We start from the raw sequence: 26655 nt of genomic DNA, 5'->3' as shown, positions 1-26655 counted from the left end.
TTCGCAGCAATTCAGCGGTAAACCAAAGTTATTCGATTCTGAATTGGCCGAGGCCCCTGTACCGACCTAATCGTCAAGAATACATGCCTGGCTCGGCACATCAGATCCGGCTGGCCGCGGCGCTTAGAGAGGCGGGCAGGTGTCGTTGTTCGCAACTACAGGAGCATTCGCAATGCAGTTGACCGTCAACAGTAAGCGCTACGATCTGGATGTCGAACCGGAAATGCCGCTCCTTTGGGTGCTTCGAGACGAGCTTGGCATCTTGGGACCGAAGTACGGTTGCGGGGCTGGGCTTTGCGGTGCATGCACCGTTCATATCGACGGTACGGCGGTTCGCTCCTGCTCGATCAACGCTGGCGAGGTCCGCGGCGGCATCACGACAATCGAGGGCCTGGGGACTCCCGCGAATCTGCACGTCGTTCAGCAGGCTTGGATCGAGCACCAAGTTGCGCAGTGCGGTTATTGTCAGTCCGGCCAAATGATGACTGCAGCGGCCCTGCTATCTAAAACGCCCGATCCCTCGGACGCCGAAATCGCCGAGGCGATGGACGGCAATCTCTGTCGATGCGGGACTTACACGCGCATCCACAGCGCCGTCAAAACTGCAGCCCAGATGATGAAGGGGAAATAGCGTGGCTCGGCTCAAGACAATTGCAAGACGCACGTTCCTAATCGGCTCCGCTGCGATCGCCGGCGGCGTCGCCTTCGGCTATTACCGATTGCGCCAGGATCCTCCCAATCCGCTGCTCAAGGACCTCAAGGCGGGGGAAGCCGCGATCACGCCTTACGTCCGCGTCGACGCCGAGGGCGTTACGCTCATCACTCCGCGCGCCGACAAGGGCCAAGGCGCGTATTCCATCCAGGCACATCTGATTGCGGAAGAGCTTGACGTGGATCCGCACAAGGTTCGCATCGATCCTGGTCCACCAGATACGGCCTACTTCAACAGCCGGGTGATGGACGACAGCCTGCCTTTCGCGACGATCGACGAGGGGCTTATGGCCCGAGGGGCGCGAGCAGGTGGCGAGGTATTGAGCCGCGTTCTCGGCATGCAGATCACGGGAGGCTCCTCCACCGTACCCGACGGCTATCAAAAGCTTCGCATGGCGGGGGCCGTCGCGCGCGAGACTTTGAAGGAGGCGGCGGCGAGAAGATCGGGGGTGTCTCGATCGCAATTAAAGACGAAGGACGGTCAGGTCATCTTGCCCGATGGCAAGTCCGTCACCTACGCGGAGCTGGCCGCTGAGGCAGCGCAGCTTGCGCCGGTGACCGATGTCAGCCTCCGGCCGGAACAGGAATGGCGCTACATCGGCAAGAAGATGCGCCGGATCGATATCGTCGCCAAGTCTACCGGTACGCAACAATACGGGATTGATATTCGTCCGGACCGGGTCGTGTACGCGACCGTCCGCGCCAACCCCGGCATGGGAGGCACGATCAAACGATACGATGCCTCCAACGCGGAGAAGATGAGAGGCGTCAAAAAGATCGTCCCGATCAAGGACGGTGTTGGCGTGATCGCCGATAACACCTGGAGAGCCTTTCAGGCCGCAGCCGCCATCAAGATCGAATGGAACGATCCTCCCTATCCGGCCGACTCGGCCGGAATGTGGAAGGTGCTGGAGAGTTCATTCTCCAAAGACCAGCAGGACAGCCGGCTTCGCAATGACGGAGACGTCGAAAAGGCGTTGGCCGGCTCGTCCAAGCCGATCGAGGCGGAGTATCGGACCCCGTATCTGGCCCACGCGCCGCTTGAGCCCATGAATGCAGTCGTACTCTACACGAAGGAACGGCTCGACATCTGGACGGGAACGCAGATCCCGGTCTTCCTCCGTGGGCATGCGGCAAAGCTGACGAAACTGCCGGAAGAGAAGATCTACGTGCACGCTCAGCCAATGGGCGGCAGCTTCGGGGCACGACTCGACGACACCTATGCGTTGCAGGCGATCGAACTCGCGATGGCCATGGAAGGCGTTCCGGTCAAGATGACCTGGAGCCGTGAAGAAAACATGGGGCACGACTATCCGCGCCCAATTCAGCTCTCGCGCGCCAAGGGAACCGTTCGCGATGGCATGGTCGAGAGCATGAGCATCGATGTGGCCGGACAATCGATGGGCGCCTCCTGGTTCACTCGGTTGCAGGCGCCCGTCCCTCCCGGCCCCGATGTTTCAAGCGTCAACGGTATTTGGGACCAACCTTTCGCAATACCGAACTTTCGTGTGACGGGTTATAAGGCGAAGGAAATGGTGCCAGTCAGCCCGTGGCGATCGGTTGGAGCGTCCGCCAATGGCTTCCACCATGCTTCCTTCCTGGACGAACTGATCCATGCCGCGGGCGCGGATCCGATGGCAGAGCTCATTCGTCTCTGCAATCATGAGCCCTCCAAGAAGGTGCTGCATACTTTGCGTGATATTTCCGCCTGGAAAGGCTCGCGCATCGACGATCGCCGAGCCCGCGGCGTGGCGCTGACTTTGTCCTTCGGCGTGCCAATGGCTCAAGTCGTCGAGGTGAGCTACACGCCTCAGGGCATCAAGATCGACAAGGTGTACGCCGTTTGCGATGTGGGCGCATTCTGGACCCGGTCAACTTCGAAGCGCAGGTGCGCGGTGGCATCATCTGGGCATTGGGCCATGCCATGAACTGCGAGGTGACCTACGAAAACTTTGCGCCGGTCCAGACCAATTTTCATCTGTTCGAGGCCATGAGATTCCATCAGGCACCCGAAATCATCGTCAAGGGATTGGAGCTTGGTGGCGAAGTGCGGGGAATTGGTGAACCTCCGGTCCCGCCGGCGGCGCCGGCTCTCGCCAATGCGATCTTTGCTCTCACCGGAAAGCGGGTACGCGAATTGCCTTTCAACAAGAGCGTCAATTTCGCTTGATAAGGTGATTGCCAGAAATCTCGGTCCACGACGGCCACTTGGCGGGCCGTCGCTTCGATGAATTGGCTGCGGGGAGTGCCGCTGCGTGATCAATACCGTGCGCTCCCGGCAGGCTACTGACGTATAGGCGTCAATTGCTACGGCGCTCGACGGCAATGGCGGTGGCTTCGCCGCCGCCGATGCAGAGCGACGCAATCCCACGCTTGAGATTGTTGGCCTCGAGTGCATGCAGCAGCGTCACGATCAACCGTGCGCCAGTCGCGCCGATGGGGTGGCCAAGCGCGCAGGCACCGCCATTGATGTTAAGCTTCTCGCGGGGAATGCCGAGATCGTGCTGCGCCGCCATCGCCACCACAGCGAAGGCTTCATTGATCTCGAACAGATCGACGTCGGAGGCAGCCCAGCCGACCTTGTCGAGCAGCTTGCGGATCGCCGGGATCGGCGCCGTGGTGAACCATTGCGGCTCCTGACTGTGGGTGGCGTGGCCCTTGATCTCGGCGAGGACTGGCAAACCGTTCCGATCGGCGAGCGAGCGCCTGGTCACCACCAGCGCGGCGGCACCATCGGCGTTGGCGGAGGAGGCAGCGGGCGTGATGGTGCCGTTGGCGCGGAACGCCGGCTTCAATCCGGGAATCTTGGCGGGATCGACCTTCAGCGGGTGCTCGTCATTGGCGATGATGCGGGGACCCGCCTTCTCGGTCAGCGTGATCGGCGCGATCTCGGCCTTGAACGCGCCGCCCTCGACCGCTTTGCGCGCGCGGCTCAGCGTCTCCATCGCGTAGGCGTCCTGATCCTTGCGGGTGAACTGGTACGCTTCGGCCGTGGCCTCGCCGAAATCGCCCATCGAACGGCCGGTCTCGTAGGCGTCTTCGAGGCCGTCCATCATCATGTGGTCGATGATGCGATCGTGGCCGGCGCGATAGCCGCCGCGGGCCTTGGCAAGCAGATAGGGCGCGTTGCTCATGCTCTCCATGCCGCCGGAGACGACGATGTCGGCCGAGCCGGCGCGGATGATGTCGTGCGCCAGCATGGTCGCCTTCATGCCGGAGCCGCAGACCTTGTTGACCGTGGTGGCGCCGATTGCATCGGGCAGGCCGGCGCTACGTGCTGCCTGCCGCGCGGGTGCCTGGCCCTGGCCGGCCGGCAGCACGCAGCCCATGAAGACCTCGTCGACCTTCTCGGGCGCGAGCTTTGCGCGTTCCAGCGCCGCGCCGATCACGTGCGAGCCGAGCTTGTGCGCGGCAAGCGGCGACAATTCGCCCATGAAGCGGCCGAGCGGGGTACGGGCGGCGGAGACGATGACGACGGGATCGGCGGCTTCGGCCATGACGGGGCTCCTCGCTGTTCAATGTTGGCTGACAGTCATCATATGATGCAACGATCAAATTGCAATGCAGGTGCCTCGGCGCTCCCGACGCTTCTCAGTGTTGCTGGCGCCCGCCTCGGCGGTGGCATTCACCTTTGAATAGGGTCGGCACAAAATTGTTGTAGCCGGCTTCCGAGGCTCATTGTCAACTCGTCCCTAGGAACGTGAGCTTTGGCGACGCGATGTTCTTTGACGCGTCTGGAGGATGCAAATGAGCGATCAGAAGGCCCCGGCTGGCCGGATCCGCACAGAAGTTCACGGCCGTATCCTCAAGATCATCATCGACAATCCAGCGAAGAAGAACTCGTTCACACCCGCCATGATGGTGGAGATGTCGAATGCCATGACGCTGCTGGACCGCAACGACGATTATTGGGCAGGCGTTCTTTGCGCCGAAGGAGCGGACTTCACGTCAGGTCTCGACATGCCCAAATTCTTCGGCCCGAAGGCCGAGAAGATCGAGACGTCTCCGAGCAACATCGATGCATTTGCGCTCAAGGGACGATGCCGCAAGCCGATCGTGACGGCAGTGCAGGGCATCGTTTATACGATCGGAATCGAAATGATGCTTGCCGGAGATATCGTTGTCGCAGCTTCGGATAGCAGGTTCTGCCAGATGGAGGCAAAGCGGGGAATCGCCCCCCTTGGCGGCGCTCACTTCCGGTTCCTGACGCGCGCAGGGTGGGGTGACGCGATGTATCACCTTTTCCTTTGCGACGAGTTCAATGCCGAACGAGCTCACGCGATCGGCCTCGTGCAGGAAGTGGTGAAGCCCGGAAGCCAGATCGATCGGGCGATGGAGCTGGCGCAGACAATCGTCAAGAATGCACCGCTCGGAATACAGGTCACAAAGCAAGCTGCGCTGAAGTTTATCGAAGCGGCCGAACGAGACGCGATCGACTACATCCCCAAGATCAAGGATCGCGTTCTCGGCAGCGAAGACATGAAGGAGGGCATTCAATCCTTCGTCGAACGTCGTTCGGCCGTCTTCCGCGGGAAATAGGCCGAGCGGCACAACGCTTGAAAATATCGAAACCTGCCGTTCAGAACAAGTTGCACCGCACCGATGATCGATGCTCGCGAGACTTTCGGCGGAACCTGGTCCTTCCTGCCTCACTTCTTCGAAGGAAACGGTTTCCGGATGCATTACGTCGACGAGGGGAGCGGCGATCCTATCGTCTGCCTGCACGGTGAGCCGACGTGGGGCTATCTTTATCGCCGCTTCATCCCGCCGCTCGCGGCTTCACATCGGGTGATCGTTCCCGACCATATGGGTTTCGGCAAGAGCGAGACGCCTCCAGATCGGGAATATTCGCTCAAAAACCACGTCGAGAACTTCAGCAAATTGGTCGAAGCGCTCGACCTCACGAACATAACGCTCGTTATCCAGGACTGGGGCGGATTGATCGGTTCGGCGTTCGCGCTACGCTATCCCGACCGCATCAAGCGGCTGTTTTTGCTCAACACACTTACTGGCTACGGCAATGCTCCTCCGGGGCTGACGCCGTGGTTCCAGTTCGTCCTAAATCATCACAGGGCTGGAACGCTCCCTGAAGTGCTCGGGCACCTGGACGTCAACATCCTCAGCGTCATGAAAACTCAAGGCCTGGAGGACCTTTCCGTCGTCAACGCCGATTGGCTCGCAGCCTACGGGGCGCCTTTTACGACGAAAGAAGAGTGTCTCGGAGCGATCGAGTTTCCGCTCGATGCACTGCTCGGCAAAATCTTGCCCTACCTCGCGGAAGGCTTTCCGCTCATTGACAATCTGAAGTCCAAGCCGGCGATGCTCGCCGTCGGCATGAAGGATCGCGCCATCGCGCCCGACACGCAGATCGCCGATTTCAGCGCGATTTGGCCGGGTAGGCCGATTATAAAACTTCCAAACGCGGGACACTTTAGCCAGGAAGACGCGCCCGATACCGTGATTGCGCTGATCGAGCTTTTCATTGGCAGTACCTGATGACGTGCGCTCGAGTGTCGGCCGTCCAGTCCTCGTGAGGCGGTCGCTCGGCGCCACAATGAGGTTAGTTCCATTACGGAAGTAACAGGTCGAACAGGTGCGTGGAGGTTGTCACGATCAGATTGGCTGAACGGACCGATCTCAGGTGATCGTGTCGCAACTGTTAAGTCATGGTGGTGCTTGACGAGTTCTAAAAAAGAACGCTATGGTCCCGATAGACCTCTAGCCTGTCACTCCGGTCGGCGCCGAACCGACGACCGGCGGGCGAGCGCGCAAAGCAGAAGGTCAACCAACATACTGGCGTGTCCTGACAGGCGCGCGTGGGGAGGACGGTCCATGATAGCGAATTGGAAAGTCGCGATAGCTTTCGCTGTGATTCTGAGCGGTCCCGCGTCCGCGGCAGAAGAGCCGGGTATTTCCGAAACTGAGATCAAGATTGGAGGGGTCTTCCCCTTCAGTGGACCGGCGTCATCGATTGGGCTCGTGGGCAAGGGTCTTATCGCCTACATCCAATCGCTGAACGACCGAGGCGGCGTAAACGGCCGCAAGATCAACTACATCGCCTACGATGACTCATACAGTCCGCCCAAGGCGGTGGAGCACGTGCGCAAGCTGGTCGAGAGCGACGAAGTGTCCTTCATGTTCGGCCAGCTCGGTACGCCCGGTATCTCGGCGACGGCCAAGTACCTCAGGGCGAAAGGGGTGCCCAGCATCGCAATCGTCAGCGGCTCATCCAAGTTCACGGACGTCGCGAATTATCCGCTGACGACGACCGGTCTCGTCAGTTACGATACCGAAGGGAAGATCTACGCCAAGTACCTGACTAGGGCGCTTCCCAACGCGAAATACGCGATTCTCTACCAGAACGACGACCTTGGTAAGGACTACGTCAATGCTTTCAAGGCGTATCTGGGCGGCGATTTCGATCGAAAGGTCGTGACCGCCTCTTACGAGGTTACCGAGCCGACCATCGATTCACAGATCACGAATCTCAGGAGTTCGGGCGCCGAGGCTCTCGTGATTGCCGGGACACCGAAGTTTGCAGCGCAGGCGATCAGGCAGGCCTCGGTGATTGGATGGAAGGCGACCGTCATCATCAACTTCCCGTCTGTATCTGTCGGTGGCACGCTCGCGCCGGCCGGTCTCGACAAATCGGTCGGCGTGATCGGCGGCACGATCACCAAAGACGTCGCAGACGAGACGTGGAAGAACGATCCCGGCATGCAAGCCTATAAGAGCTTCTTCGAGAAGTATCTGTCCGGCGCCGACATCACCAACGGAAGTTATGCGGTCGGATATCAGCAGGGGATTCTGCTCGAGCAGATCCTGAAGCAATGCGGCAACGACCTCTCTCGCAAGAATATCCTGGCGCAAGCAAAGAACCTCAAGAACGTCATCGTCCCCGTTGCGCTGCCGGGAATCGAGGTCAACACCAGCGAAAACTCGAACATGATGTGGACTCAAATGCGGCTGCAGCGCTGGACCGGAACGACCTACCAGTTGTTCGGCGACGTGCTTGACGCGAAATCCGAGTAGTCAACTCCGTGGAAAACTGGAAAACGACGCGCGACCGAACGCGCCGTTGACCTTCTGAAGTAAGCCGTCCGCGCGAGTCCGTCAGTCATGGGATCATCTTCAATGTCAACGAACGCACCTGTATTCGCGCCCAAAGAGGTCTCCCTGCAGCGTCGCAGCGACGGTACGCTTATCTTGAACTCGCCGATCGAACTGGGCGAGTGCGACTGGCGGATCACGGACTTCCTGCCGAGATGGGCGAAAGCCGCTCCCGATCGCATTTTCCTGGCTCAACGCAATTCAAACGGCGGATGGGACGAGATCACGTATAGCCAGGCCTGGTCCTTGGTTCAGGCGGTTGGTCAAAGCTTGATCGAAATGGATGCGAAGCCTTCGGATAGCCTCGCCATCCTCTCCGGGAATTCCATCGAGAACGCGGTGATTTCTTTCGCCGCAATGTCCATCGGCGTGGTTTTTGCGCCGATCTCGCCGAATTACACGTTGATGCCCGGCGGCTTGGCACGACTGAAGGATATCGCAGAGGTGCTGCGTCCGAGGTTCGTATTCGTGCAAAGTGGGCGCGATTTCTCCGCTGCCCGCTCCATTCCGGAACTGAAGGCGGCAAGCTGGATTAGCGTGGACGGTGCTCCCGAAACGGTGCGCTATTCCGACCTGACGAAGAAGAGGAGCGGCTATGAAGGCTTCGAACGCGCGTCCCGCTCCGGATCTTCGCGATTCCGTCGCAAAAGTCCTCTTCACGTCGGGCTCGACGGGCCTTCCCAAGGGCGTCCTGAATACTCACCGCATGATGGCGAGCTCTCTACAAATGGGTAGCTTGCTGGTGGCTCCATCCGAAGCGCCTGTTCAGGTCGAGTGGATGCCATGGCACCACACCATGGGAAGCAACGTCATTCTGCACGGCATACTCAAGAATGGAGGGACGCTCTACATCGACGATGGCCGGCCATTGCCGCAGCTCTTCCACAAAACGCTCCTCAATCTCCAGGAGGTTTCGCCGACCGCCATGTTCAACGTGCCGGCCGGTTACAATTTCCTTTGCGACGCCATCGAGAAGGATACCGAGCTTGGCGCGCGCGTACTGAAGCGGCTGGACAGGATCAGTTATGCTGGCGCAGCCATCTCCCAGAACACGCTCGAGCGTCTTTATAAGTTGACGTCATCGATCACCGACCGGCGTATTCCTGTCATGTCCGGCTACGGCACGACGGAAACCGCTCCTACGATCAGTACGACCCATTGGGCGACCGATCGACCGGGCGAAATCGGGCTTCCCGCGCCCGGTTTGCAACTTAAGCTGCTTCCTGTTTCCGATACATACGAGGTGCGGGTCAAGGTCTCGAACGTCACGCCGGGTTATCTCGGTCGGCCGGATTTGACCGCGCAAGCCTTCGATGAAGAAGGCTTCTATCGCATCGGCGACACCGTCTCTTTCATGGACCCCGAGAAGCCTGAATTCTGGACTTCGCTTTACGGGTAGGATTTCTGAAAATTTCAAGCTCGCCAACGGGACCTGGGTGTCGATCGGGAACATGCGCGCCGCAATCCTGGCAGCCACCCGCGGCGTGCTATCGGATGTGGTGATTGCGGGCGAGAACCGAGAGTACTGCAGTCTGCTTTGCTGGCTGAACCCGACGGAGGCGGCGCGGATCTCTTCGCAGCCGTCTTCCGATCTGGCCAGCGATCCCGTCGTCGTGCAGTTCCTCAAGGACCGGCTCCAAGAATACAACCGGACCGTTGGCAGCAGCGAAAATGTTCATTCGTTCGTGCTGCTCAAGGAGCCGCCGTCGATCGCCGCTGGAGAAATCACCGACAAGGCATATGTCAACCAACGCGCCGTCTTGAAGTGCCGTTCGGACCAGGTCGAATCCCTCTACTGCTCCGCCCCGACCCCGGGCGTCATCCGAGTTTGAACTCTGCGCATCGAACGCCAGGTGGTAGACGACATGGAGGCTGATCGCGATGAAACGGTCGGCTGCTCAGTCACTGCACGCGTAGCGGTTTGGCTGGCTTCCCAGGGCTGGGATGATCAGGCAACTTTGCGCCGCACCTTGGGTTTTGGGGCCGGCGCTTCCACGTCGCTTGTCACAAGGCGGGGCCGCGCACCTGGGCCCGGATGCGTATGGACCTCTTTGGCCAAGACCGGCTCTCCGCACTCGGAGCAAACCATGACGGGGTCGAAGTCCTTACCGCAATTGCGGTGCTGATGCAGGAGCGGCCGACCGCGTTCGTCGACCATGTGAGAGTCGCCCCAATGCACGATCGCCATCATGATCGGATAGAGGTCGAGCCCCTTCTGCGTCAGGATGTACTCGTGGCGCTTGGGCGATTCTTGATAGGGGACCCGGCGGAGAATGCCTTGCCGGACAAGCTTCTTCAAACGCTCGGCAAGGAGATGGCGTGTTATACCCAAGGCGGACTGGAAGCCCTCGAAGCGGCGAGTGCGCAGAAAGCATTCGCGCAGGATAAGCAGCGTCCATCGGTCGCCGATGACCGCGATGGTCCTGGCCATCGAACATGGCTCTTCCTCAAGTTCTTTCCATTTCATCCGCGGTCTCCAATAACCCCAATCATTCTTCCACGAATTTGCGGAGAAGCGACAAGTCATACCATTCTAGATAGGTACTGATCCTCAAACAATACCCCGCGGAAAAATCGACCAAATTGACGGAGTATCGGTTTGACAGTTCAAAAATAGAACTGTAAACCAAGACCACAATCATCGAATTTATCCGGAGGACGCCGATATGACCCCGAAAGTAGAGTTCCAGTTCGATTTCGGTAGTCCGAACGCTTATTTGGCCGAGGTCGCGATCCCCGGCATCGAGCAACGCACCGGGGTCAAATTCGAGTACGTCCCGGTCCTTCTTGGCGGCATCTACAAGGCCACCGGAAACATGTCGCCCTTCGATTCCCTGCGGGGAATCAAGAACAAGCCAGAATACCAGGCGCTCGAGACGCAGCGGTTCATTCGACGCCATAAGGTGACGAAATTCCGCACCAATCCCTTCTTCCCTGTCAACACCCTCATGTTGATGCGCTGCGCGGTCGCGGCGCAGTTCGAGGGAATGTTCGAGCCCTACTTCAGGGCGGCCTATCATCACATGTGGGAAGAGCCGAAGAAGATGGACGATCCTGAGGTGTTCCGCAGCGCGTTCGTCTCTTCAAGCATCGATATCGATCGCATTGCGAAGCGTGCGCAGGAAGACGACGTGAAGAAGAGGCTCATCGAGCTGACCACCGACGCTGTGAACCGGGGCGCGTTCGGCTCGCCCACTTTCTTCGTGGGCAAGGAAATGTTCTTCGGCAAGGACCAACTGCGGGACGTGGAGGAATCCATCGTCGAACAATCCGGTGGGGCTGCGTCCAAGGCCAGGTGATATCTGCATGGACGTTCGGCGATCATGAAATGAGATTGGTCGTTGGCCCAGCTCGCTGGGCGATGATCGTTTCGCATCTAGCGGGCGAGGCTTTCAAAGGCGCTCGCCCGCAATACCTTTGGATCTCAATCGCGGCCCAGGACAGCGCTGATGTCCTTCAATCTTGTGCCTTGAGCGAGCTGACCTCGAATGAGCTGTCTTTGGCTCGGGGTGGCGCAGCTTCTGCCGTGCCCGGCTGGCAGGCTCGAAATCCTGTTCAGCTTGAGGTTGGAGCGTGATGCGCCTTCCGAGCTCGAAGCGCCAACGTCAAATATCAATTGACGAGTTCTAAAAAAGAACCTATGTACTTTCCGTGATGCCGTGAGTGCGTCGACGGACGTGGTCCGGCGGGTTCACGGTAAAATCGTTCGCAAGCGACGTATAACCTCACAGGGAGCACGCCCGTGCAGAAAGAAACGCAACTGCGGCCGTCATCGGCGCCGGCGATTTCATCGGCGGCGAGATCGCCAAGAAGTTTGCCGCAGAAGGCTTCACGGTCTTCGCCGGCCGTCGTAACGGCGAAAAGCTGGCTCCACTCGTCAAGGACATCGAGGCAGCCGGCGGAGAGATCCACGCCCGTTCGCTCGACGCACGCAAGGAAGACGAGATCGTCTCCTTCCTGAACGATGCAGACAAGCACGCGCCGCTGGAAGTCTGCATCTTCAACATCGGCGCGAACGTCAACTTCCCGATTCTGGAAACAACTGAGCGGGTTTTCCGCAAGGTCTGGGAAATGGCCTGCTATTCCGGCTTTCTGGCCGGCCGTGAGGCGGCCCGACTGATGGTGCCGCGCGGGGGCGGCAACATCTTCTTTACGGGGGCGACCGCCTCGCTCCGCGGCGGCAGCGGTTATGCCGCCTTTGCGAGCGCCAAATTCGGCCTTCGCGCGGTCGCTCAAGCAATGGCCCGCGAGCTTGGCCCGAAGAATATCCACGTCGCGCATCTGATCATCGATTCCGGCGTGGACACCGAATGGGTTCGGCAGAGGCGGCTGGAGGCTCTCGGGCCAAACGCGCTGGATGATCCGGATGCGTTGATGCCGCCTTCCTCTGTTGCTGCATCATATTGGCAACTCTATCAGCAGCCGAAAAGCGCGTGGACGTTCGAGCTGGAGATTCGTCCCTTCGGCGAGAAGTGGTGAGGAGCAAATAGTATGGAGCTGGCGCTTTCTCCGGAGGATGCTGCATTTCGCGACGAAGTGCGCGCCTTCATCGCGGAAAACTACCCTGCGGAAATGCGCGTCCCGAATGCGGAGACGGATCTGACCAAGGAGCAATCGCTGCTTTGGCATCGTATTCTGCACAAGAAGGGCTGGATCGCGCCGCTCTGGCCCAAGGAGTACGGCGGGCCCGGCTGGTCGATTACGCGCCGCTTCATCTTCGAACAGGAGACCAGCCGCGCCGGCACGCTGCCGCCCTTGGCATTCAGCGTCACAATGGTTGGGCCTGTCATCTACACGTTCGGTAATGAGGCCCAGAAGAAGAAATTTCTTCCGCGTATTCTGTCGGGCGAGGACTGGTGGTGCCAGGGCTATTCCGAGCCGGGCTCCGGCTCGGACCTGGCAACCGTCCGCACCAAGGCCGTACGCGACGGCGATCACTATATCGTCAATGGCCACAAGACTTGGACGACGCTCGCTCAGCATGCGGACTGGATCTTCTGCCTAGTGCGCACCGATCCAAATGCGAAGCCACAATCCGGCATCTCCTTCCTGTTGATCGACATGAAGTCGCCGGGCGTCACCGTGCGGCCGATCATCACCATCGACGGAAGCCATGAGGTCAACGACGTTTTTCTGGAGAACGTTCGTGTCCCGGTCGAAAACCTGATAGGCGAGGAGAACAAGGGCTGGACCTACGCCAAGTTCCTGCTCGGCAACGAACGAACGAGTATGGCCGGCATCGGCCGCTCGACGCGCTACATCAACAAGCTGAAGCAGATCGTAGAAGCCGAGGTCGCGCCCGATGATCCCACGCATCTCGACTTCCAGCGCGAGATCGCCCTCGTTGAACTCGACGTACTGGCGCTCGAGGCGACCGAGCTGCGTGTGGTGGCTCAGATGGCGCGCGGCATCGACCCTGGACCGGCTGCATCGTTGTTCAAGATCCGCGGCACCGAGATTTTCCAGAAGATCACCGAATTGACCCATCGCGCGATCGGCAATTACGGGCTCGCGCTGCGCGAGCATCCGGCCAGCGCCAACCACTTCATGCCCGGTTCCGAATACGGGCACACCGCGTCGGAAAAGTACCTGAATTCTCGCAAGCTCAGCATCTACGGCGGGTCGAACGAGATTCAGCGCAACATCATCGCAAAAGCGGTGCTTGGTCTGTAGGCGGCGTATCGAGAGGGTCGGATGGACATTCAGTATACTGAAGAGCAGGAATTGCTGCGATCCAGCATCCAGCGCCTGTTGCGCGATCAATATGATTTCGAGGCGCGCCGCAAGATCGTCGCCGACGAGCAAGGGTTCAGCCGCAGGCAATGGGCGGCGTTTGCCGAACTCGGCCTGTTGGCTGCGCCGTTCGCGGAGGACGCCGGCGGTCTCGGCGGCGGCCCGCTATCGACCATGATCATCGCGCATGAATTCGGACGCCATCTCGTCGTCGAGCCGTTCGTCGAGACGGTGGTGCTGGCAGGCGGCTTGATCGAACGGCTAGGCGATGCTGCGCAGAAGCAGGGCTTCATCCCGGACATCATTGACGGCAAGAAAATCTGGACGCTGGCCTGGACGGAGAAGGCGGGCCGGTTCGATCTCGCAGACGTGACGACTACCGCGCGACGTGAGGGCGAGGACTATGTTCTGAACGGCGAAAAGACGACGGTGATCGCGGCGCCCTGGGCGGATTACCTCGTCGTTTCCGCGCGCACCTCGGGTAACCGACGGGACCGCAATGGCGTCAGTCTGTTTGTAGTCGACCGCAGCGCGGCCGGCGTTAATCTGCAGAGCTTCAAGACAATCGACGGCCGTCGCGCTGCCGAGATCAGTCTGCGCAACGTCCGCGGGCAGTTGCTCGGTAGCGAAGGCGAGGGCGTGGCAGCGCTGGAGGCGTGCCGCGATCGCGCCATCGGCGCGCTCTGCGCAGAAGCCGTCGGAGCCATGGGCGAGCTGAATTCCGCCACATTGGAATACTCGAAGACGCGCAAGCAGTTCGGCGCCACCATCGGTTCATTCCAGGTGCTGCAGCATCGAATGGTCGACATGTTCATCGCCCATCAGGAGGCGCTCTCCCTGATGCAGCACCTCAATCTCAGCATCAGCGGCGGTGAAGCCGGGCTCTCGCGGCTCGCTTCCGGCGCCAAGACAAAGATCGGCTATGCAGCCAAGTTCGTCGCCGACCAGGCTGTGCAACTGCACGGCGGCATGGGCATGACCGACGAGCTCAATGTCGGTCACTATTTCAAGCGCATCTCTTCCATCAACATCCAGTTCGGCGACCCCGCGTTCCACGTCCTGCGCTATGCACGATTTGGCGCGGCCGCGTGAGAAAAGAGGCAAATATGACCACTGAAGCAGTAATCGTTTCCACCGCCCGCACCGCGGTCGGCAAAGCCTACCGCGGATCTCTCAACAACACGGAGGGACCGACCATGGCCGGTCACGTCATGGCCGAGGCGGTAAAGCGCGCCGGCATCGCGCCGGGCGAAGTCGAAGACGTGGTGATGGGCTGCGCCATGCAGCAAGGCACCATGGTGATGAACGTGGCCCGCAAGGGGGCAATCCGCGCGGGCATGCCGGTGACTGTCGCCGGGACGACGATCGATCGGCAATGCGCCTCGGGCCTGCAGGCGATCGCCGTGGCGGCACGTTCTGTGATGCTTGATGGCGTAGACATCGCGATCGGTGGCGGCATCGAGTCGATCAGCCTGGTGCAGAACGAGCACATGAACAAGTTTCATATGGTCGACGATGAATTGATGGCCATGAAGCCTGACATGTACATGTCGATGCTCGAGACGGCAGAGACGGTCGCCGAGCGCTACAAGATCGGCCGCGACAAGCAGGATGAATACAGCCTGGAGAGCCAGCGACGCGTGGGAGCTGCTCTGCAAAGCGGCCGGTTCGACGAGGAGATCGTTCTGATCACGACGAAAATGGCGCTCGTCAACAAAGAGACCAAGCAGGTCTCGTATGAGCAGGTGACTCTCACCAAGGACGAAGGCCCGCGTCCCGATACGACCGCAGAAGGCCTCGCCAAGATCAAGCCGGTGTTCGAGGGCAAAACCATCAGCGCAGGCAATGCGAGCCAGCTTTCGGACGGTGCATCGGCATGCGTGATCATGAGCGATAAGATCGCGGCCAAGAAGGGGCTCAAGCCGCTTGGTATCTTCCGTGGCTTCGTTGCCGCGGGCGTCGAGCCGGACGAGATGGGTATCGGCCCGGTTGTCGCAATTCCCCGCCTGTTGAAGCGTCACAACCTGAAGATCGACGACATCGATCTCTGGGAGCTCAACGAGGCTTATGCCGTTCAGGTGATCTATTGCCGCGACAAACTCGGCATCGACCCGAACAAGCTCAACGTCAATGGGGGCTCGATTGCGATCGGCCATCCTTATGGCATGACCGGCGCGCGCCTCACTGGCCACCTTCTGATCGAGGGACGGCGTCGGAAGGCAAAGTATGGAGTCGTGACCATGTGCATCGGCGGCGGCATGGGCGCCGCGGGCCTTTTCGAAATCATCCATTGAACGGAACTGCGGGAGATCATCGTGAAGACAGCGATCACTGAACTGTTCGGTATCCAACATCCGATTATTCAGGGCGGGATGCACTATGTCGGGTTCGCCGAACTCGCAGCCGCAGTGTCGAACGCCGGCGGCCTTGGCCTCATTACCGGCCTCACCCAGAAGACTCCCGAGCTGCTGGCCAAGGAGATCGCGCGCTGTCGTGACATGACGGACAAGCCGTTCGGCGTCGATCTCACCTTCCTGCCGAGCTTTACCGCGCCCCCTTATCCCGAATATATCGCCGCGATCAAGGAAGGTGGCATCAAGGCGGTCGAGACCGCTGGCCGTAGCCCGGAAGAGTACATGCCGGCGCTGAAGGCCGCTGGCATCAAGGTGATCCACAAATGCACGTCGGTGCGGCATTCGTTGAAGGCGGAGAAGATCGGCTGCGACGCGGTCAGTGTCGATGGCTTCGAATGCGGCGGTCATCCCGGTGAGGACGACATTCCCAACATGATCCTGCTGCCTCGTGCGGCCGATGAGCTCAAGATCCCGTTCGTCGCGTCGGGCGGCATGGCGGATGCGCGCAGCCTCGTCGCGGCTCTCTCCATGGGTGCGGCGGGCATGAACATGGGCACCCGCTTCGTCGCCACCAAGGAGGCGCCGGTCCACGACAACGTGAAGCGAGCATTGGTCAAGGCGACCGAGCTCGACACCGTTCTCGTGATGCGCGCGCTGCGCAATACCGAGCGCGTGTTGAAGAACAAGGGCGTCAGCGAGCTGATCGAGATCGAGCGCGAGAAGGGCGCGAGCCTGAAGATCGAGGATATTCTCGATCAGGTTGCCGGCGTTTATCCAAAGGTGATGTTGGAAGGCGACATGGATGTCGGGGCCTGGAGCTGCGGCATGGTGGTAGGGCTGATCAACGATATTCCCACCGTCAAGGAGTTGATCGATCGCATCATGGATGGCGCCGAACGCATCATCCGGCAGCGGCTGACGGGTTTCCTCGACGGTGTGAGCACGGGTTCCGTGCCGGCACGTGCGATCGCCTGACGCTTTGAAGAAGTAAGGAACTGAACAGACTGGACGCTCAGTATTTTGAGCGTCCAGTCCCTATATGAGTCCGCCGTATATTCTTTAGTCACGCCGATCGCCGGAAAGAGAAGCGCGCTGCTTCCGCGGCCGACTTTGGCGCTGTATTGGGGCGCGCATCCTGCGCAAGTCCGAGAGGCAAACGCCAGATTTGCTCGGTGCGAGATCCTGGAGGTGATGGACGCGGCATTCAGCCTCGAACCGACAAATGACGCATCGGATAGTGCTCATAATGGCCGGCACCGTTCTTCACGATAGGATCCTCTGAAGTAATCGCTTCGATGTTCCCATCGTCGGCGATCTGGTAGAGTGAGACGCCATAACCGCCACTCGGATCCATGACGGGGCCGTGCGCGACGACTATTCCGTTGGCGAGCAGATCGTCCAGGAACGCTCCATGCTGCTTCATCCACTTTGCTTCGTCGGCCGTCATTGTCGTCAAGAAATCGGCCCGCGGCGGAATATATTTGCAGAGGTAAGCCTTCATGTCTGGACTCCGAGCTTAGAGGCAGTTGGTGTGACACGCCCATCGATCTGTCGACCGTTGTCCGTATCGGGGCTAGGTCGTGTCACGACTATCAAATTATAAGTCGCTATCTAAGATATATAAACCTCGGATTTGAGGGGCGATCAGGTTCTCAGGGTCGGTTTCGCATGCCGTAACTGACCTCGAGCGCCCGTTTGCGCTGCTGTGCATCGCCGATGACGTACCGCGAAAGCCTGGTAATCTTGACGCGGTCTCGCCTAACCCCCCGTCATATAAAAGCCCGCATGGCGAAGAACGAAATCGTACACGCTAAGCGGCGGCTTGCCGGTGATCTTCTCGACATCTGATGTCAACCTGTCGTACCAATTCTGCTGTTTGAGAAGAGCCATTGTCGCGAGATGGGAAAGCGCATGGGGAGACAATCTTCCGCTATCCTCCAACTGCTTGCGCCAAGGTTCCCAGGGAACGTTGACGTAAGTGATCGGACTTCCGAGCGCCTTGGAGAACTCCTCGGCAACTCCGTTCATGTCCTGCGACCGGGGTCCCGTCAGTTCATAAACCTTGCCGATATGCGGGCCTGGGTCTTCGAGGATGGTTGCGATGACGCGCGCAACATCTTCGCTTGCTATCGGCGACGTCTTCCCGTTTCCGAACGGCAAGCGAATTTGTCCATGGTCGCGGATAGAGCTCGCGGACAGTCGAAGGAAAAAGGTGTCCAGGAATGCCGTGGGGCGGACATGTACGACCGGTAGTCCGGACCAATTCAACGCCTGTTCTGCGAGCCAGTGCAGCTTTTGCTGCGGGCTGTCGGTCGTCGAATTAATGCTCATCTGCGATACGGTCATCTGAGAGATGTTCACGAACGCGCTCACCTTGTGGTGTTTCGCGACGGCTGCAGCGTTGACGGTCGCCTCCAGATATGATGGTGAAACGGCCATACCGAAGTAGACCCGCTCGCAACCTTCGATTGCTCGATGCATCGCATGCAGGTCGAGAAGATCGCCAACAACGATCTCAACCCCTAAGTTCGCCAGCTTGGCCGATCGAGCGTCCTCGTTGCGGACGAGGGCTCGTACCTTCGAGCCCCGTTCGACCAGCAGCTTGCATGCAACATGGCCAATGGTTCCGGCGGCGCCGGTGATCAAGATCGGGGATTGCATGGCTACTCCTCGCGTGAGACGTGCGTGACGGGCACCGACGCCAATTAGGGGCATACCAGACAAAATCTATACGCTGGCGATGCGGGGTAGGCAACGACCCCACTCACGAGGCTCGCAGTAGAACTCAGCCGCGCTAGAAAGCTCGATCTGCCACGACCAGCAGCAGCGAGCGTGCTGGGCGATGCCACAGCCTCGATGCGTCCCGTCGGTCGCCGCTACCAACGCTGCGCATCTCCAAAGCGCTTCCAAGGGGAGGGCAACAATCCCCAAGCGTGCGGTATTGGTCGATGCTCCTACACCTCTGAACCGACGCTGCTAATGGCTTGGTTCTCGCGCCGCTCCGCTGATCGTGACGCGGGGGCAAGCATGGCGACGGTCGGCCACACGCCGCTGATCCGTCTGTCGCATGACTTGCAAAACAAAAGTTATCGGATATGCTTTGGCCAGCTGCGGAAACGTCAAATCAAGGGAGGGGCTGTTGAAGTTGGCCACCTGTCGATCGAATGGTCGAAACATAGTCGCGTTGGTTCACGCCGGCGATACACGTTTATTCGATCTCGCTTCCGCATCCGAGCGAGCCGGCATACCAAATCCGGCCTTCAATTCGATGCTCGCTCTCATCGACGACTGCGACGCTTCACTCGATGCAGCGTCGGATCTGTTCAGCCGATACGGGCAGGATCAGGATCTGTCGTCCGATGTCGCTGCATCAGAGCTTCTCGCCCCCCTGCCGGAGCCGCGCCAAATGCGCGACGGCATGTCATTTCCGGTGCATATCGTTCAGCTCTCGATCGGGCACTTCAAGCTCCAGGCGCGAAAGGGCGGCGACGCAGTTGAGCTCGCCCGTCTTCAGGCGGCGCCTCTGCCTGAATTGCCGGAAGTGTATCGCAAGCAGCCGATCTACTACATTACCAACCGCTTCAGCGTCGGAGGCCCGAATACCACGGTCAAATGGCCACGCTATAGCCAAGTGATGGACTACGAGCTGGAGTTCGGCATCATCACCAAGAACAGGGGCGCGAACATCTCCGCAGCGAAGGCGCGCGATCACATATTCGGGTTCACGGTCTTCAACGATTTTTCCGCGCGTGACGCTCAGCGGGTGGAGATGGAAGGAAGGCTCGGGCCAGCCAAAGGCAAGAGCTTCGACGGCGGCAACGTGCTCGGGCCCTGGATCGTGACGCCAGATGAAATAGGCGATCCCTACAAGCTCACCATGGAAGCACGCGTCAACGGCGAGATCCGTTCGCGAGGCACAAGCGAGGGGATGCTGTTCTCGTTCGAAGAAATCATCGCCCATGTGACACAGGACGAGACGTTGATGCCGGGTGAGTTCATCGGATCTGGTACGGTCGGTAATGGCTGTGGCCTGGAGCTCGGATGGTATCTCGAGCATTCGGATACGATCGAGCTCGAAGTCGAGAAGATCGGAGTCCTGAGAAACAGAGTCGTGCGTCAGGATGTGCCGGCAGATTGATGCTTGCAAAATGCAAGTCATGATGTGACAATCCTTGTTGTAGGAAAATAAGAGCCGTTATGGAGCGGCGTCGACGACCAGGGAGGCGGCTTTGTCTGAAGAGGCATTGGTGACGCGCGACGAGCGCGGGAATATCACGGTATTGACCATGGTCTACCGGCCGTACAATTTGCTCGGCCCCAAATTCCTCGGTGCGATCGTTCAGCAGGTTGAGGCGGCTCAGAAGGCCGGGAGCCGTGCGATCGTCATCCGTAGCGGGTTGCGCCATTTTTCGGCCGGAGCGGATCTGGATATTTTCGAGACGCAAGTCGCTGCCGACGATCCTGAACGGAGCGGCGCGAGTTTGCGGCGAACGAACGTCGACTTCCTGCGTTTCATGGAGCTGTTGCCGGTTCCCTTGATTGCGAGCATCCACGGTGTCTGCCTGGGCGGTGGGCTCGAGCTCGCCCTATCTTGCGACTACATCATTGCGGCTACTTCAGCAAAGATCGGCTCGGTCGAAGCGACGCTGGGGCTGCATCCGTTGCTGGGCGGAATCCAGCGTCAGGTGCAGCGGATCGGCGCGCAGCGTGCCAAGGAAATGTCGATGTTGGCCCGCCGCTACGACGCACCGACGCTGGAGAAATGGGGGCTGATCAATCTGACGGTCCCAGAAGAATCTCTGGAGACTGCAACGATGGCGATCGCGGAGGAGTTTGCGCAGGGCCCCACTGTCGCGCATGCCGCCACCAAGGAGCTCGCCTATATCGCGGTGAACGAGGGCGTTGCGGCCGCCGACGAAGCCATGGCGAGAGTGCAGGCGCCGATATGGGCCTCCGAGGATCTGAAGACCGGTCTTGCGTCCTATCGCAAGAACGGTCCCGGTCTCGCAAAGTTCGCGGGGCGCTGACATGAGCGGTCCCCTCAGTGGAATTCGAGTCGTGGATTTCTCCCGCGTCCTGGCAGGCCCTCTGTGCGCGAGGACGCTGCAGGATCTCGGCGCCGAGGTCATCAAGATCGAGCCGCCAAGCCCCGATGTAAGCCGGTTCGCGTTTCCGTCGACGGATGGGATGTCAGGCTATTACGCGCAGCAGAATGCCGGCAAGCGCAACGTCAGCATCAATCTCAACCTGCCGGGCGCCTATGAACTGGTGCTGAAGCTCTGTGACACGGCGGATGTCGTGGTCGAGAACTTCCGCGCGGGGACGCTGAATTTCTTCGGGCTCGACTACGAGACTCTATCCAAGCGTAACCCGAAATTGATCTACGCTTCCATCACCGGATATGGGCAGGGCGGCCCGTGGCGCAGCCGGATGGCGTATGCGCCGACCGTGCAGGCCGAGGCCGGCTTTACCCATAACAGCATTCGTCACTACGGCGATGCATTGACCGAGCCGCGCACCGACAGCCTCTCGCATGCGGACGTCTATACCGGGTTGCAGGGAGTGATCGCGATCCTTGCGGCACTCAACAGCCGGCAGAAGACCGGGCAGGGCCAGTACGTAGACATCGCCATGGCGGCGACGCTGCTGGCGGTCAACGAACGAGCCCACGTCGATCTATCCGACGACGACATCGGCGCGGAGCCGGCGGTGCTTGGGGCGACCGACTGCTCGTTCTTCATAGGGCCGCAAGGCGAGGAGTTCACCGTCGCAACGAGCATCATCGGCAGCCTGACGTTTCCGTCTTGGCTGAGAGCGATGCGCCGCGTCGATCTGATCGAGGATCCACGGTTCGCCACGGCGGCGGCGCGCCGGTTGAACTTCGGTCTGCTGCACCAGATCATCCAGTCCTGGATCCTGACATTCCCGGACATGGCGACGCTGGACGCGCAGTTTGACGAAGCCAAAATCGCGATGGGCGAGATCCGTTCCATCAAGGAGCTCGCATCTTCGGAGTGGAGCGACTACTGGGGTGCGGTCCAACGGGTTCCCGATCGAAGCGGCGGGGAATACCGGTTGCCGGGACGACCGTGGCACTTTTCCGCAGACCAATTGTCGCCGATTGGACCGCCGGCCTTTCAGGGAGAACACAACTTTGCGGTTTTCGGCGAGCTCGGCATCAGCGAAGAAGAGTTGAAGCGATTGAGCGAAGCGGGCGTTCTGGTCTCTCATCGGCGTGCCCTGGGGCTCGACGCGACCGCCAACACGAAAGGTGAGCCCGGGCAGGCCGCCTGAGCAACACACGCGAAAAAAGGCTCGTACTGGACATACACGAATCCCGCTCGATTTGGTATGGGCAGGGTTTGGAGGTGAAAACCTATGTCCAGTGCGAAGCAGGGCCGTCTCGCCAACAAGGAATGCTCCGTTGCGCGAGCCATGGAAATCGTCGGGGACCGCTGGTCTATCCTGATTTTACGGGAGGCGTACTATGGTGTGAAGCGCTTCGACGAGTTCGAGATGTACGTCGGAATCGCCCCCAACATCCTGAGCGCCAGATTGAAGAAGCTTGTAACTGCCGGTGTTATGAGGCGGGTAGCTCTGCCCGAACATTCCGGCCGATACGAGTATGTCCTCACCGACAAGGGCCGCGACTTTTTCCCGGCCTACTTGGCATTAAAGAAATGGGGTGACGACTGGCTGGCGGAGCCAGAGGGACCGCAGGTCGTGTTTCTCGATCGCGCGGCGGGACGTCCGATTGAGTATCCGGAGTTGAAAAGGGCGGATGGCCGGCCTTTGCGGCTCGAGGACGTTGAGATCGTCCCCGGCGCGGGTGCCGTGCGCTTCAATCGAGCGCGATTTGGCGGCGCTCCGGGTCGCCGCAATGTCGCCAAGCCGGTCGGTGCCGTCTCAGGACGAAAGCGCAAGTAGAGCTCGCCCGAGCTCGATCCTGATCAAGTCCGCGCGATATTCGGCCGGCGCATATCGGTCCGAGAGACACTCGGTGATCTCACTGACCATCATGGCGGCTTCGCCGATGTTGTCCTGAGAGAGAGCCTTGCCGATCAGGAAGTCGGACGCTGCCTTGCCCACGAAGGCGTGATTCGCTGCACCGGTGATGCCGATGGAAACGTCGTCGACGGTCCCGCCCTGCATTTGCACCCCTACCGCGACTCCCACGACGGCAAACCCGCTCGCTGGATGCCGGATCTTTCGATAGGTGTAACGCGTACCGCGTGTTGGCCTCGGGATGCGGATAGCGGCAAGAACTTCGTCAGGCTCCAGGGCCGTCGTGAAGATATCGACGAAAAAGTCTTCGGCCGGTAAGGTTCGGCGTCCGGCTGCGCCGGCGATCTCGATTTCCGCCCGCAGCGCCAGGACGACGGCTGGCCAGTCCGCCGCCGGGTCGGCATTCGCCAGTGAACCGCCGATCGTACCGCGGTTACGTACCTGGGGATCGGCCAGAACACTGGCGGCCTCCCGGAAGACCGGGAATATTTGATTCAAGGGTTCGGAAGCGAACAGCTCGGCGTGGGTCGTGAGCCCGCCGATCTTGACATGGGTTTCGCCGATCTCGATCCCCTTGATCTCGGTGATGCCTCGGATGTCGATCAGAAGCTCGGGCGAAGCCAGCCGCAACTTCAGCGCTGGAAGCAGGGTATGGCCGCCGGCGAGGAGCTTCGCCCCGCCGGGATTGTCGCGCAACAGCTCGATTGCCTGGGCGAGGGAAGACGCTCGGATATAATCGAATGCAGTGGGGATCATCAGGCGGCTCCTGCGCGTGCGTTGCGTATTGCGGCCCAGATTCGGGGGGGCGTGAGAGGCATATCGAGATGTTTGATGCCGAATGGCGACAATGCATCGAGCACAGCGTGGACCATGCAGGGCGGAGCAGCAATCGAGCCGCTCTCACCGATCCCTTTCACGCCAATCGGATTGGTGGGCGACGGCGTCTCCTGAAACAAGGATCTGATGTTCGGGACATGCTCGGCGCGGGGAACGGCATAGTCGAGCAGCGAACCGGTCAGGAGCTGTCCGTTCTCGGGGTCGTAGCTGACTTCTTCATAAAGGGCTTGAGCGATACCCTGCACGACGCCGCCATGGATTTGGCCGGCCGCCAGAAGCGGGTTGATCAACGTCCCGACATCGTCCACCGCGACATAGTCGAGAATGTCGACCGTTCCAATTTGGGGATCGACCTCGACATAGGCGAGGTGGACGCCTGACGGCGCGCCCATGCCGGTAGGATCATAAAAAACCGTCTCGTCGAGGCCGGGGGCTACTCCGTCAGGCAGCTTATGGCCGACATATGCCATGCGCGCCACCTTGGAGAAGGTCAGCGGCGCGATATCGGTGCCGGGTACGGTGAATGCGCCCACCGAATAGGAGACATCCTTTTCGTCCACCTCCAACATGCCCGCGGCGATCTTCTTGGCCTTGGCGATGACCTGGTGGGCGGACACGTGAACGCTCGATCCGCCGACGGCCATGGAGCGTGAGTTGAACGTGCCGTGTCCGGCTTGCACCTGGCGCGTGTCACCCTGAACGATCTCGATATCCTCTATCGGAATTTGCAGAGCGTCCGCGGCGATTTGCGAGAGCGACGTGGCATGGCCTTGCCCCTGGCTCATTGAGCCGGAGTAAACAGTGGCCCGGCCGCTGGAATCAATGCTGACGCGAGCGCTTTCCCAGCCTCCGCGGTTGAACCCGCCGGGAGCCAAACGGCGTGATGGAGCCATGCCGCACATATGCGTGTAGGCAGCGACTCCAATGCCGCGGTAGATGCCGCTCCCGCGCAAGCCCTCGCATTCTTCACGGCGTTTTTCATAATCGAATGCTGCGAGCGCTTTGTCCAGCAAGGCCTGATAATCGCCGCTGTCGTACATCACGCCCGTGCTGCCATACGGCCGGTAAGGGAAATCCGACGCACGAAGCAAGTTCTTTCGTCGGACGTCCACCTGATCGAGATTGAGATGGCGCGCCACGGCATCGATGGCGCGCTCCGCGATGTAAGCTCCTTCGGGCCGGCCATAGCCGCGGTACGCGTCTACTGGCACCGTATTGGTGACGACGACCCGGGAGAATGCCTCGTAATTGTCGATCTTGTAGGTCCCCGTTCCGAAGTTGACCGTGTTCACGGTCGGACCGCCGGTCGCCATGTTTGACAAATAGGCTCCGACATTCCCAAGGGTGCTGACCTTGAGGCCCAGGATCCTTCCATCGTTCTTGAAAGCGACCTCGATATCCTCGGTATGGGCGCGGCCGTGGCTGGTTGATTGATGGCTCTCCGAGCGAGTCTCCCACCACTTTACCGGTACACTCAATTCGCGAGCGAGATAGGGGCAGAGCAGATCTTCCGGGTACAGATGCATCTTGGCACCGAAGCCACCCCCGATATCAGGTGCGACCACGCGCAATTGATGTTCGGGGATACCGACCGTCTCCGCGATCCAGCGCCGGTGCATATGAGGAACCTGGCTGCCGATATAAACCGTGAGCGTGCCGTCTGGCTCTGGTGCGGCGATGACCGCGCGCGTCTCCAAGCAGGTCGGAATCAAGCGATTATTGATGACGCGGAGACTGATGACCTGATCCGCTTCCTGATTTGCCTTGGCGTAATCGCCTCCCTTGACCTTGTAGAGGGTCGTGACATTGCCCGGTACGTTTTCGTGAAGCTGCGGCGCGCCCTCTTGGACGGCGACCGCCTCGTCGGTCACCGCGGGGAGCACCTCATAGTTGACCTCAATCAGACCAACTGCGTCGTAGGCTTGCGCCAGCGTCTCCGCCACCACCAGCGCCACGCATTCTCCGACAAAGCGAACGCGGTCGGTCGCGATCACTGGGCGGACCGGCACCTTGCTGCCGGGAATAATCCAGTTGGGCACGATAGGACCGATCCTGTCGACGAGCGCCTCGCCGGAAAGAACCAGGCGGACTCCGGGCGCCGCTTTCGCATGCGACAGATCGATGCTGCTGATCGCGGCGTGCGCGTGTGGCGATCGGAGTATCGCCATGTGCAGCATGCCCGGCAACTTGATGTCGTCGACGTAGCGGCCCCTGCCGGCGAGCAGTTTGCGGTCCTCGCGTCGCCTGAGGGGCTGGCCGATGAGTCGTTTTCCGGTCGAAATGGTCATGCCACGTCCCCCTTCGATGCGAGGCTTTCGACGGCGCGCACGATGTTATGATACCCGGTGCATCGGCAGATATTTCCGGCGAGACCGTGCCGTATCTCGCGCTCGCTAGGGTCGGCGTTTTCCCTCAACAGATTTCGCACGCTCATGACCATGCCTGGCGTGCAGAAGCCGCATTGAAGCGCGTGGTGATCTTGAAACGCCGCCTGAACCCGGTCGAGATCGCCGCCGCTGCCAGTCACGCCCTCGATCGTCGTGATGGAGGAGCCGTCGGCCATGACGGCGAGGACGGTGCAAGATTTCACCGCCTGTCCATCGATCTCGACGGTACAGGCGCCGCATTGAGAAGTATCGCACCCGACATGCGTGCCGGTGAGGCCGAGATCCTCCCGGATGAGATGGACAAGCAATCTGCGCGCCTCGACGGTCACCGTCCTGCGCGAACCATCGACCTCGATTGTCACTTCATGCGGAACGGCTTGAACCGGCATAATTCCTCCCGCGGTTATGTTTGATGCTTTACTTATAGTCACTCTAATAATAATAGTTACATCCGGCAAGCGATCTTTGCCGCCGCCTCGCGATTTCGGATGCAGCTCCTCTGCGGGGTGCCTTGTGTT

At 60.1% G+C, this 26655-nt stretch carries 25 protein-coding genes and 1 pseudogene; 19 read left to right on the top strand and 7 right to left on the bottom strand.

The genetic code is table 11. From position 1 onward, the window contains the following. The first annotated feature begins 172 nt into the window (after positions 1 to 172). Genes ACSKB8_RS17140 through ACSKB8_RS17130 form a run of 3 tightly spaced genes read left to right on the top strand, consistent with a single transcriptional unit; the run spans position 173 to position 2881 of the window. The gene (locus tag ACSKB8_RS17140; RefSeq protein ID WP_438105378.1) at positions 173 to 631 is read left to right on the top strand and encodes a (2Fe-2S)-binding protein; all 459 of its coding nucleotides are present in this window, start codon (positions 173 to 175) and stop codon (positions 629 to 631) included. Between the two features lies 1 nt (position 632). After that, positions 633 to 2639 carry a molybdopterin cofactor-binding domain-containing protein gene (locus tag ACSKB8_RS17135; protein ID WP_438105377.1) on the top strand — a complete coding sequence of 669 codons (2007 nt, stop codon included), beginning with the start codon at positions 633 to 635 and terminating at the stop codon, positions 2637 to 2639. An 8-nt stretch (positions 2640 to 2647) separates the two neighbouring features. Next, a complete protein-coding gene (locus ACSKB8_RS17130; protein WP_438105376.1) occupies positions 2648 to 2881 on the top strand; it encodes a hypothetical protein in 234 nt (77 codons plus the stop codon). Between the two features lie 130 nt (positions 2882 to 3011). On the opposite strand, the gene ACSKB8_RS17125 is transcribed toward ACSKB8_RS17130, so the two are convergent. Beyond that, the gene (locus tag ACSKB8_RS17125) at positions 3012 to 4208 is read right to left on the bottom strand and encodes an acetyl-CoA C-acyltransferase (protein ID WP_438105375.1); all 1197 of its coding nucleotides are present in this window, start codon (positions 4206 to 4208) and stop codon (positions 3012 to 3014) included. A gap of 250 nt (positions 4209 to 4458) precedes the next feature. Between ACSKB8_RS17125 and ACSKB8_RS17120 the strand changes: the two genes are divergently transcribed. From ACSKB8_RS17120 to ACSKB8_RS17095, 6 genes and pseudogenes are all read left to right on the top strand, one after another. After that, positions 4459 to 5250 carry a crotonase/enoyl-CoA hydratase family protein gene (locus tag ACSKB8_RS17120; protein WP_438105374.1) on the top strand — a complete coding sequence of 264 codons (792 nt, stop codon included), beginning with the start codon at positions 4459 to 4461 and terminating at the stop codon, positions 5248 to 5250. A gap of 63 nt (positions 5251 to 5313) precedes the next feature. Next, entirely contained in the window at positions 5314 to 6207 is an 894-nt protein-coding gene (locus tag ACSKB8_RS17115; RefSeq protein ID WP_438105373.1) for an alpha/beta fold hydrolase, read from the top strand. A 336-nt stretch (positions 6208 to 6543) separates the two neighbouring features. After that, positions 6544 to 7743, top strand: a complete 1200-nt coding sequence (locus ACSKB8_RS17110) for an ABC transporter substrate-binding protein (RefSeq protein WP_438110563.1) — start codon at positions 6544 to 6546, stop codon at positions 7741 to 7743. Positions 7744 to 7830: 87 nt separating this feature from the next. Further along, positions 7831 to 8280 (top strand): annotated as a pseudogene (locus tag ACSKB8_RS17105) (AMP-binding protein); the annotation flags it as partial. A 136-nt stretch (positions 8281 to 8416) separates the two neighbouring features. After that, complete coding sequence (locus tag ACSKB8_RS17100; RefSeq protein ID WP_438105372.1) at positions 8417 to 9220, top strand: AMP-binding protein; 804 nt, start codon at positions 8417 to 8419, stop codon at positions 9218 to 9220. A 52-nt stretch (positions 9221 to 9272) separates the two neighbouring features. Continuing rightward, positions 9273 to 9653 carry a hypothetical protein gene (locus ACSKB8_RS17095; RefSeq protein ID WP_438105371.1) on the top strand — a complete coding sequence of 127 codons (381 nt, stop codon included), beginning with the start codon at positions 9273 to 9275 and terminating at the stop codon, positions 9651 to 9653. A 116-nt stretch (positions 9654 to 9769) separates the two neighbouring features. Here ACSKB8_RS17095 and ACSKB8_RS17090 read toward each other — a convergent pair whose 3' ends face one another. Continuing rightward, positions 9770 to 10288, bottom strand: a complete 519-nt coding sequence (locus ACSKB8_RS17090) for a winged helix-turn-helix transcriptional regulator (RefSeq protein ID WP_438105370.1) — start codon at positions 10286 to 10288, stop codon at positions 9770 to 9772. Positions 10289 to 10487: 199 nt separating this feature from the next. Between ACSKB8_RS17090 and ACSKB8_RS17085 the strand changes: the two genes are divergently transcribed. From ACSKB8_RS17085 to ACSKB8_RS17060, 6 genes are all read left to right on the top strand, one after another. Beyond that, positions 10488 to 11120, top strand: a complete 633-nt coding sequence (locus tag ACSKB8_RS17085; protein ID WP_438105369.1) for a 2-hydroxychromene-2-carboxylate isomerase — start codon at positions 10488 to 10490, stop codon at positions 11118 to 11120. 472 nt (positions 11121 to 11592) lie between these two features. Next, positions 11593 to 12300, top strand: a complete 708-nt coding sequence (locus ACSKB8_RS17080; RefSeq protein ID WP_438110561.1) for an SDR family oxidoreductase — start codon at positions 11593 to 11595, stop codon at positions 12298 to 12300. 12 nt (positions 12301 to 12312) lie between these two features. Then, positions 12313 to 13494, top strand: a complete 1182-nt coding sequence (locus tag ACSKB8_RS17075) for an acyl-CoA dehydrogenase family protein (protein WP_438105368.1) — start codon at positions 12313 to 12315, stop codon at positions 13492 to 13494. Between the two features lie 21 nt (positions 13495 to 13515). Next, complete coding sequence (locus ACSKB8_RS17070; protein WP_438105367.1) at positions 13516 to 14646, top strand: acyl-CoA dehydrogenase family protein; 1131 nt, start codon at positions 13516 to 13518, stop codon at positions 14644 to 14646. 14 nt (positions 14647 to 14660) lie between these two features. Continuing rightward, on the top strand, positions 14661 to 15848 hold the full coding sequence (locus ACSKB8_RS17065; RefSeq protein WP_438105366.1) for an acetyl-CoA C-acyltransferase: 1188 nt from the start codon (positions 14661 to 14663) through the stop codon (positions 15846 to 15848). Between the two features lie 21 nt (positions 15849 to 15869). Further along, positions 15870 to 16883, top strand: a complete 1014-nt coding sequence (locus ACSKB8_RS17060; RefSeq protein WP_438105365.1) for an NAD(P)H-dependent flavin oxidoreductase — start codon at positions 15870 to 15872, stop codon at positions 16881 to 16883. A 229-nt stretch (positions 16884 to 17112) separates the two neighbouring features. Here ACSKB8_RS17060 and ACSKB8_RS17055 read toward each other — a convergent pair whose 3' ends face one another. Beyond that, the gene (locus ACSKB8_RS17055) at positions 17113 to 17409 is read right to left on the bottom strand and encodes a YciI family protein (RefSeq protein WP_438105364.1); all 297 of its coding nucleotides are present in this window, start codon (positions 17407 to 17409) and stop codon (positions 17113 to 17115) included. Between the two features lie 257 nt (positions 17410 to 17666). Then, positions 17667 to 18569, bottom strand: coding sequence for an SDR family NAD(P)-dependent oxidoreductase (locus tag ACSKB8_RS17050; RefSeq protein ID WP_438105363.1), 903 nt, complete (start codon positions 18567 to 18569; stop codon positions 17667 to 17669). 478 nt (positions 18570 to 19047) lie between these two features. Here ACSKB8_RS17050 and ACSKB8_RS17045 point away from each other — a divergent pair, with 478 nt between their 5' ends. The 4 genes from ACSKB8_RS17045 (at position 19048) to ACSKB8_RS17030 (ending at position 22835) form a co-directional block, all read left to right on the top strand. Next, complete coding sequence (locus tag ACSKB8_RS17045) at positions 19048 to 20046, top strand: fumarylacetoacetate hydrolase family protein (protein ID WP_438105362.1); 999 nt, start codon at positions 19048 to 19050, stop codon at positions 20044 to 20046. Between the two features lie 91 nt (positions 20047 to 20137). After that, positions 20138 to 20935 carry an enoyl-CoA hydratase/isomerase family protein gene (locus tag ACSKB8_RS17040; protein ID WP_438105361.1) on the top strand — a complete coding sequence of 266 codons (798 nt, stop codon included), beginning with the start codon at positions 20138 to 20140 and terminating at the stop codon, positions 20933 to 20935. Position 20936: 1 nt separating this feature from the next. Further along, positions 20937 to 22202 (top strand): CaiB/BaiF CoA transferase family protein, encoded by a 1266-nt coding sequence (locus ACSKB8_RS17035; RefSeq protein ID WP_438105360.1) that lies wholly within the window; start codon positions 20937 to 20939, stop codon positions 22200 to 22202. Positions 22203 to 22286: 84 nt separating this feature from the next. Next, positions 22287 to 22835: a winged helix-turn-helix transcriptional regulator gene (locus tag ACSKB8_RS17030; RefSeq protein ID WP_438105359.1), complete on the top strand. Its 549-nt coding sequence runs from the start codon at positions 22287 to 22289 to the stop codon at positions 22833 to 22835. On the opposite strand, the gene ACSKB8_RS17025 is transcribed toward ACSKB8_RS17030, so the two are convergent. From ACSKB8_RS17025 to ACSKB8_RS17015, 3 genes are read right to left on the bottom strand one after another with little or no spacing between them, the layout of a single operon-like run. Then, on the bottom strand, positions 22815 to 23669 hold the full coding sequence (locus tag ACSKB8_RS17025) for an FAD binding domain-containing protein (protein WP_438105358.1): 855 nt from the start codon (positions 23667 to 23669) through the stop codon (positions 22815 to 22817). The two genes, ACSKB8_RS17030 and ACSKB8_RS17025, sit on opposite strands and share 21 nt — an antisense overlap. After that, the gene (locus tag ACSKB8_RS17020) at positions 23669 to 26038 is read right to left on the bottom strand and encodes a xanthine dehydrogenase family protein molybdopterin-binding subunit (protein WP_438105357.1); all 2370 of its coding nucleotides are present in this window, start codon (positions 26036 to 26038) and stop codon (positions 23669 to 23671) included. The genes ACSKB8_RS17025 and ACSKB8_RS17020 overlap by 1 nt, the downstream gene beginning before the upstream one ends. After that, on the bottom strand, positions 26035 to 26526 hold the full coding sequence (locus ACSKB8_RS17015) for a (2Fe-2S)-binding protein (RefSeq protein ID WP_438105356.1): 492 nt from the start codon (positions 26524 to 26526) through the stop codon (positions 26035 to 26037). The genes ACSKB8_RS17020 and ACSKB8_RS17015 overlap by 4 nt, the downstream gene beginning before the upstream one ends. Between the last annotated feature and the right edge of the window lie 129 nt (positions 26527 to 26655).

It is taken from the genome of Bradyrhizobium sp. BR 1432 (assembly GCF_051547705.1).
GTDB classification, from domain to species: Bacteria; Pseudomonadota; Alphaproteobacteria; order Rhizobiales; family Xanthobacteraceae; genus Bradyrhizobium; species Bradyrhizobium zhanjiangense.
The sequence above is the reverse complement of the archived record's forward strand: the minus strand, read 5'-3'. Positions and strand labels throughout refer to the sequence as shown.